Raw genomic sequence first — 7,873 nt, 5'->3', positions numbered from 1 at the left:
TGCGGATCACATGAAAGGAACCATCAACGCTCGTTTTCCTACCGCCATCTCACCAAAACCCAGTCCCAATCAGACTGTCCGGCGGGGCGTTGTCGGTCACGCTGACTCACACAAAACTACACACACCCAACCAACAACACAAATCCCCTGGTTAAGTCATGTTGTTTAAAGGTTCTTTTGAGCATGTTTCGGGCTGATTGAACCCAAGAGATACCCAGCCTGAATGACAATGCCGATCAACGCGAGGATTCCGGCTGTCACCAGTGCAAAGATGACTGCGCCGTCGCGGAAGCCTTGGGCATTGGATGCCCCATTGGCAATGAAGAACATCAGGTAGCCGGGGACCATGCCCACTTCCGTGCGCCAGATCTTCACTGCGGCGCCGATGATGGCACTGGCACAACCGCCGGCACCGATGGTGATCACTGCAGCCCAGGAGAACTCGGATGGCGATGCCAGAGCAGCCACGCCGATATACGCCGCGACCGAGACCAGCGCAGCCGCCCATGACAAGACCAGCCAGCGCCGGCGCGGCACGCCGTAGCTCGCGCCCGTTGCCGGACCGGGGATGCCGATCCCCTGCATGCAGTAAGCGGAGTACCAAACGATGATCGGTATACCACCGAAGAGCAGGCGAAATCTGTCATTGCCGATGAAGTCCGACAGGTACAGGAAGATGCAGTGCGCAATGGCCACACCGAGTGCCCACAGCAGCTGCGGTTTGAAGATCAATTCGAATTCGAAGCTGCCACGACCGATGCGCGAACCCGCCTCCCGGTCGCTATCGACCGCATTGCCGGCCGTGTACTGCGAACCGAAGAGCAAACCCGACACCAGTGCCACGAGTGCGCCCGCGATGCCGACCCAGTCCGGGCGTGCGAATAGTGCAATCGAAGCACCGAACAGTACCGCGGGCACGACCGCCATCGCGGTTAGCTTTCTCGCGCGCGACTTCGGCATTCCGTACGCCGTATAGGCGGTGTCCTCCAACGACAATGTCCCGATCATGAACACTGTCAGCATCATTGGGCCGAAGATGACAGCAGTAGGCGACTCACGTTCGACGTAAAACAGCCCGGAAGCGAGCATCGCCAATATCGGGAGCATCCAGATCAGACGCGTCAGCGGTGCTGCGACAAGTTGGTGGCGGAAATATCCGAGCAGGCTCGTGTTCATCTAGGACACCTCCAGGTAGTGCTCGATGAGGTCGTCAAAGGTGGCGGCGCGGGCATGACGCGGGGCGTCGCTAAGAGGTACGAGTTCCGGGCCCGCGACAGCGAATTCATCAGCATCCTCAGGGGCACATTGCTTGAGCACGACCCCATCACGCCCCAAGATCACCGCATCATCCAGGACTTTTGCCGCATCGTCGATATGGTGCGTGGCCATCACAATCGTCCGGCCGGAATCAGCCTGGGCAAGAAGATGGCGGTAGAAGACGTCCGTGTTGTGGGTGTCGAGGCCGACATAGGGTTCGTCGAGAAGCAAAAGCTCAGTACCCGATGCGAGCCCGATGATGATGGCGACCATGGCACGCTGCCCGCGGGAGAGCTTGTCGTAGCGGGTGCTCAGGGCACCGCCCATGACGAAATCGGCGATGAGCTCGTCGGCAAGCGCTGGGTCCCACGTGCGGTAACGCAGCTGCGCGCCTTTGATCACATCAGTGCCGGACCACGAGCCCGGATACGCAGTGTCCACACCGGTCAGGCAGGTGTTATCCATGACGCGGGCATTGTCGAAGGGGCGCTCGCCAAAGACCTCGACCGTGCCAGATTCTGGTTTGAGTTGTCCGCCGAAAATGTTCAGCAGCGTCGACTTGCCCACACCATTGCGGCCGAGAAGGCCGTGGATACCGGGACCGAAGTCCACGGTGACGCCTCGCAGGACATCGGTTTTGCCAAAGCTGTGAGCCAAACGTGAGACGTGAATGGTCATTGGTACATTCCTCTGCTTTCTGCGACGCGGTCGATGAGGTCGTGGAGGTCGGTGCGGGAGTAGGTCAGGCGGAGGGCTTCGTCGATAAGCGGTGCGATGTAGTCGCCGGCGAAGTCCTCGCGGCGCGTGCTCACGATGCGTTCCCGCGCACCGTCGGTGACGAACATCCCGATGCCGCGGCGTTTTTCAAGGACTCCGGCGTCGACAAGCAAGCTCAGCCCTTTGCGCGCGGTGGCGGGATTGATGCTGTGGAATGCGGCGAGCTCATTCGTTGAGGGAGCGCGCTGCCCAGGTTCGAGTTCACCGTCCATGATCTGCTCCTGGATGAGACGAGCGATCTGAAGGAATAACGGCTCAGCGTCATTGCCCACGAAACACCTCCGGTTAGTCAGTTGCGTAACCAACCATACAAGCATGAGAATTTTTTGGCGCTGAAGTGCGTTGAACAGGGCAGAAGCCACCTATGTGGGCCCGCTCAGAGCTGGTCAACGAGATTTCTTAGCGAGACCCACGCAAGTCAGGCACACTGGGTGGACGACAAAACTTTTTAGCTACATGAATAGATACGGAAATCAGGAGCCATGCTTGAACGCACACTCGTCTTTGTGGACACGTCTTATCTACTCGCGAGCTTTTACAACTCGTGGGAGACAGGAGCACGGTCTCAATTAGAAATTGACCTCCCAGAGGTCGTTGCCAATCTTTCCGGCATGATCACGCAGCAGCTTGATCAGCCGATTCACCGTCAGTACTGGTACGACGGCATCCCCGACTCGGGCCCGCACCGCTACCAGCGCGCACTGCGCACGTGCGACGGCGTTCAGCTACGCACCGGTCAACTCATTGAGTGGGGTGAACGTCGCACACAAAAAGGTGTGGATACCCGCCTGGTTGCTGACATCGTGGTCAATGCCATGCGCGGGCAATACACCGATTTCGTGCTAGTCAGTGGAGATGCGGACATGATCCCAGGCGTCGAGGAAGCCACCAACGCCGGCATCCGCGTACACCTTTATGGCTTCGGCTGGGATTCCATGTCCTCTGCCCTACGCCACGCGTGTGACACGACGACGATCCTGGACCCACGCGAGGATTTCGCCGACGCGATGCAACTTCAAATCCTTGAAGGCCCCCTCCCGCCGAGCATCCGCGAACGTCCACTCGCGGATGCCGAAATGGAAGACAACGAGGGCATGTGCGACATCCCTCGCCCCGACGGTGAGCAGCCACTGTCTGCTCAGCTTGTCGACGACCCGGAGGCCGCTCCCCTCCCCGTTGAAGAACCCTGCGAGGAGTCTACGGAACCATCTGCGGCGGAGCCTATGGCCAAACCTGAAAACGAACCGGCTCCCGAGACTCCTGAGGTTTCCACCACTCCGGCGCCTGAGCCATCACCCGAACCGGCGCCGGCGCCTAAGCCGGCACCATCACCAGCACAGCTGGCTGAAACCACAAGCGACACTGGCGCGGCACACACACCGAAGCCGTCCATGATGGCACCACGCCGGAAGCTGCGTTCCCGTTATGTCCCGCTGCCGGAGGAAGTGTGGACCTCTTCCGGGTTCCAAACACCGTTTGACGTGGGACAACAGTACGCAACCTGGTGGTTCGATAACGCGGCTTCCTCTGAGCAGCGCGATAAAGCGCACATGCTATCCGGCGGTGGTTTGCCGCCGGAGATCGATCGCCCGCTTCTGCAGTTCGCCTGTGAAACGCTGCACGAGTACACACTGAGTGAAAACCAACGCGTCAACTTGCGCGATGGTTTTCACTCGGGGATCCGCGCAGTGCTCATCAACATCCGGCGGAACCAAAACTAGAAACAGACCTAGCCGAATTCAGGTTTCGTTCTAGGTTATTGTTGCCCATCTTCTTGCCCGGCCTCTTGCCCGGCTTCCACGCCCTGCGCGCCACCCGATTCGGTGCCCGGGGTGAGTTTGCCGGCGGTAGCTGCTTCCTTCTCCATGGCCGCGCGGATTTCCGCCAGCTTGGAAGTCGCAGCAACATCGGTGTCGGCCTGACCGGATTCAATCTCTGACATGACGTTGTCCGGGTTGGATTCAGCAAGTTCCTGCTGGCCAAGTGCCGTGGTGTAGCGGCGCTCAATCTTGTCACGCACGCCATCGAGGGTGGGCACGGAATCATCGGTACGGAACTGGCCAATGGTGTCCATTGCCTGCGCGGACATCTCCTGCATGTTTGCCTGGTCAACCTGCGCACGGAGGCGGTTGACCTCAGCCAGCTGCTCTTCCAGGCGCGCTTCAGACCTGCGCTGCTCTTCCTCAGCCTGCTTGGCTGCTTGCTCTGCCGTCGCGTACTGCGCAGTCAGGTCGGCGAGCTCCTGCTCGGTTGTGACCAGCTGAGCAGCGAGAGCTTCAGCAGTGTTGTTGAACTCCTGCGCCTTCGCGGAATCGCCCTCGGCGGTGGCCTTGTCCGCCATCTGCAGTGCAGTCTTTGTCTTCTCCTGCTGCTGCGTCTGGTTTTCACGCAGCCGGTTCATCTTGATTTCCAGCTGCTTCTTCTGGCCGATGATCTCCGCAGCCTGGCGCGTGATCGCGTTGTGCTGCTCCTTCGCCGCGTTCGCGGCCTGCTCGATCTGGACCTTCGGATCAGCATTCTCATCAATCGCCGAATCAAACGATTGCATGAGGTACTTCCAGCCCTTGCTGAACGGGTTAGCCATGTTGCGCGTCCTTAAATAAGTAGGGAGCAGATACGTTCCCGAGTTTACGTGGGAATGCTCTGCTCCGTCGATAAGCGAAAAGGCCTTAAGCCTCGTCCTCCTGTGCGTTCTGCGCGGCGATGTCACGGTGCACCTGCTCCATGTCCACGTCGCGGACTGCTTGAATGAACTCCTCGAACGCGGCGGGCGGCATGGCACCGGACGTCTGACCGAGGAGAATGCCCTCACGGAACGCGAAAAGCGTGGGGATGGACTGGATCTGCAGCGCGGCCGCGAGCCCCTGGTTAGCCTCGGTGTCGAGCTTGGCAAAGACGATGTCTTCGTGCTTGTCCGACGCCTTCTCAAACGTCGGGGCGAAAGCCTTGCACGGCCCGCACCAGCTCGCCCACGCGTCCACGATCACGGTGTCATTGTCTTGGATGACCTGGGTGAATGTGTCCTCCGTAATGTTAATGGTGCTCATTATTAATCCTTTTCGTCTGCTCGGGTAACGTCTATCAGTGAGTTCAACCCCACTCAGTTTCGATTCATTCCCATGCGGGGCAGAAAAGGAGCAACCGTGACCAAGAACTACCGGTTCGAAGGACCGCAGGACGCAACGTCCGTTGAAAAACTTCAGTCTGAAGTGAGCGAGGTGCTGGGCACGCAGGGGGTGGATATTGATGTGGAAGCCGGCCTTATGCAGGTCACGGGCGAAGGTTTCACGGATGAACAGATTGAGTACGCGGTTGAGTATGCCGGCTTTTCGCTTATCGACGTCTAAAGTACGCCTACCATTAATCCCATGAGTACTGAAACAACTGTTTTTACCGTTGACGGCATGACGTGCGCCCACTGTGAGGCCAGCGTCAAAGAGGAGATCAGCGAGGTCCCTGGCGTGACCAGTGTTAAGGCTGATCACACTACGGGTAACGTCGAGGTCATTGGCTCCGGTTTCACCTGCGAGCAGATTGCTGAGGCAGTCGCGGAAGCTGGTTATACCCTGGCTTAGTCGCCTGGATGAACTAGTTTGACCGGGGTCTAGCTGCTGTGTTAGGAGTTAGACATGACAAGCACCCCCACACCATCCCACCTTGATTTAGGCGTGATGGGCATGACCTGTACGTCGTGTTCTTCGCGTGTGCAACGCAAACTGAACAAGGTTCCCGGGGTGGATGCCACGGTGAATTTTTCCACGGAGACGGCTGCGGTGGATTTTGATCCGTCGTTGACGGATCCGGATGCCCTCATGCAGGTGGTCCGCGATGCGGGCTATGAGGCTTTTGTAGTCGGTGGCGCGTCGGCGGGCGCTGGGGCTGATACTGAGTCGGGTGAGCCGACCCCTGATGTTGATGCCATTCGCGATGAGGAGACGGAGAAGCTCAAGCGCACTGTGATCTGGTCGGCGGTGCTGACCGTTCCGGTGTCCGTGCTGTCGATGGTTCCGGTAACCCAGTTCCCAGGCTGGGAGTGGCTCGCGCTGGCACTGACCACGGTGGTGTACTTCGTGACTGGTTCTCCTTTCCATCGCGCGACGTGGACGAACCTGCGCCACGGTGCGGTGACGATGGACACGTTGATTTCCCTGGGCACGACGGCTGCCTACGTGTGGTCGTTGTGGGCCCTGTGGGTGCAGTTCACGGGCCCTGCTGGCCACGAGGTGCCACCGATTTATCTTGAAACCGTCGCGGTGGTGATCACGTTCCTGCTGCTCGGCCGCTGGTTTGAGATGAAGGCAAAGGGCCGTTCCTCCGAAGCTTTGCGCGAGTTGGCCACCATGGGTGCAAAGGACGCCACGGTTCTGCGCGACGGACAAGAGGTGCGCATTCCGGCTGGGGAGCTGCAGGTCGGTGATCACTTTGTGGTGCGGCCGGGCGAGAAGATCGCCACGGATGGCGTGGTGCTTTCAGGCTTATCGACGATTGACAACTCCATGCTCACCGGCGAATCCGTCCCCGTCGATGTCGGCGAGGGTGACACCGTCACCGGCACCACGGTGAACCTGTCGGGCCGCCTGATCATTGAGGCCACTCGTATCGGTTCGGAGACCACGTGGGCGCAGATGATCGAACTGGTCCGCAACGCGCAGGCGGGACAGGCACCGGTTGAGCGCCTAGTGGACCGGATTTCCCGGGTCTTTGTGCCGGCAGTGATTGTTACTTCGCTAATTACTTTGGCGATACACCTGCTTCTTGGGCACGATGCGCCGACGGCATTCTCCGCTGCTGTGGCTGTGCTTATCATCGCCTGCCCCTGCGCATTGGGCCTAGCCACACCCACTGCAATTCTGGTGGGCACGGGCCGTGGCGCGCAGCTGGGCCTTCTGATCAAGGGCCCGGAGATCCTGGAATCCACACGCAAGGTGGACACGATCGTCTTGGACAAAACAGGCACTGTGACCAGTGGCAACATGTCGGTGGATGCTGTGGTCCCGGCGGCAGATGCCGAGTTGAGCGCGGACGAGTTGCTCACTTTAGCGGCAGCTGTGGAGTCTGGCTCAGAGCACCCGATTGCGCAGGCTATTGTCACCGCGGCGAATGAGCGCGGACTTGAGATCCCCGTGGCTCAGAGCTTCAACTCTGAAGCAGGGCAAGGAGTGCAGGCGCTTGTCCGTGGCTCCCGCGTCACTGTTGGCCGCGGCCGTGGCGCTGAAGCGGAAGCTTATGAAGCTGAAGGTGCCACTGCCGTGACTGTGACCGTGGATGGCACTGCTGCTGGTGTCATCGCGGTGAGCGACACCATCAAGGAGACATCCGCGCAAGCAATTGCGGATCTGCGTTCCTTGGGCCTCACCCCGCACTTGCTCACCGGTGATAATCCGGGTGCTGCGCACGCTGTGGCGCGAGCAGTGGGAATTGACCAGGATTGTGTGACGGCGGGGGTGTTCCCGGCGGGGAAGGTTGAGGTTGTGGAAAAGCTTCAAGCCCAAGGCAAAACCGTGGCGATGGTCGGCGACGGCGTCAACGATGCTGCTGCGCTTGCCACCGCTGACCTGGGCTTGGCCATGGGGTCCGGTACGGATGTAGCCATCCAGGCCGCTGACATCACCCTCATGGGCAACGATCTGGGCAGCGCAGCCGATGCGATCCGCCTTTCCCGGCGCACGCTGCGCACCATCAAGGGCAACCTGTTCTGGGCTTTCGCCTACAACGTCATCCTCATTCCCGTGGCCGCTTTTGGGCTGCTCAACCCGATGTTGGCGGGCATCGCGATGGCGTTCTCTTCTGTCTTTGTTGTGACCAATTCACTGAGGCTGCGCCGTGGCTGAGTAAGATT

Annotated in this window: 9 protein-coding genes; 4 read left to right on the top strand and 5 right to left on the bottom strand. The window is 59.7% G+C overall.

Annotated elements, in window-relative coordinates; translation table 11 throughout:
* Positions 1–165: 165 nt before the first annotated feature.
* From QP994_RS06740 to QP994_RS06730, 3 genes are read right to left on the bottom strand one after another with little or no spacing between them, the layout of a single operon-like run.
* Positions 166–1,176 carry a hypothetical protein gene (locus tag QP994_RS06740; RefSeq protein ID WP_284865815.1) on the bottom strand — a complete coding sequence of 337 codons (1,011 nt, stop codon included), beginning with the start codon at positions 1,174–1,176 and terminating at the stop codon, positions 166–168.
* Positions 1,177–1,935: an ATP-binding cassette domain-containing protein gene (locus QP994_RS06735; RefSeq protein ID WP_284855933.1), complete on the bottom strand. Its 759-nt coding sequence runs from the start codon at positions 1,933–1,935 to the stop codon at positions 1,177–1,179.
* Entirely contained in the window at positions 1,932–2,306 is a 375-nt protein-coding gene (locus QP994_RS06730) for a GntR family transcriptional regulator (RefSeq protein ID WP_284855932.1), read from the bottom strand. The genes QP994_RS06735 and QP994_RS06730 overlap by 4 nt, the downstream gene beginning before the upstream one ends.
* A 210-nt stretch (positions 2,307–2,516) precedes the next feature.
* On the opposite strand from QP994_RS06730, the gene QP994_RS06725 reads away from it, so the two are divergent.
* Positions 2,517–3,755, top strand: a complete 1,239-nt coding sequence (locus tag QP994_RS06725) for an NYN domain-containing protein (protein ID WP_284865814.1) — start codon at positions 2,517–2,519, stop codon at positions 3,753–3,755.
* A 35-nt stretch (positions 3,756–3,790) separates the two neighbouring features.
* Here the strand turns inward: QP994_RS06725 and QP994_RS06720 are convergent, their stop codons facing one another.
* Positions 3,791–4,618: a PspA/IM30 family protein gene (locus tag QP994_RS06720; RefSeq protein ID WP_284865812.1), complete on the bottom strand. Its 828-nt coding sequence runs from the start codon at positions 4,616–4,618 to the stop codon at positions 3,791–3,793.
* Positions 4,619–4,703: 85 nt separating this feature from the next.
* Positions 4,704–5,081 (bottom strand): thioredoxin, encoded by a 378-nt coding sequence (gene trxA / locus QP994_RS06715; RefSeq protein ID WP_284855929.1) that lies wholly within the window; start codon positions 5,079–5,081, stop codon positions 4,704–4,706.
* Positions 5,082–5,177: 96 nt separating this feature from the next.
* Between trxA and QP994_RS06710 the strand changes: the two genes are divergently transcribed.
* Genes QP994_RS06710 through QP994_RS06700 form a run of 3 tightly spaced genes read left to right on the top strand, consistent with a single transcriptional unit; the run spans position 5,178 to position 7,865 of the window.
* Complete coding sequence (locus QP994_RS06710; protein ID WP_284865810.1) at positions 5,178–5,381, top strand: hypothetical protein; 204 nt, start codon at positions 5,178–5,180, stop codon at positions 5,379–5,381.
* Between the two features lie 21 nt (positions 5,382–5,402).
* A complete protein-coding gene (locus tag QP994_RS06705) occupies positions 5,403–5,609 on the top strand; it encodes a heavy-metal-associated domain-containing protein (protein ID WP_284865808.1) in 207 nt (68 codons plus the stop codon).
* Between the two features lie 54 nt (positions 5,610–5,663).
* Positions 5,664–7,865: a heavy metal translocating P-type ATPase gene (locus tag QP994_RS06700; protein ID WP_284865807.1), complete on the top strand. Its 2,202-nt coding sequence runs from the start codon at positions 5,664–5,666 to the stop codon at positions 7,863–7,865.
* Positions 7,866–7,873: the final 8 nt, after the last annotated feature.

The organism is Corynebacterium sp. MSK044 (assembly GCF_030232825.1).
Lineage (GTDB): Bacteria > Actinomycetota > Actinomycetes > Mycobacteriales > Mycobacteriaceae > Corynebacterium.
Note: the sequence above shows the minus strand (reverse complement) of the source record. Positions and strands in the feature narration are given on the sequence as shown.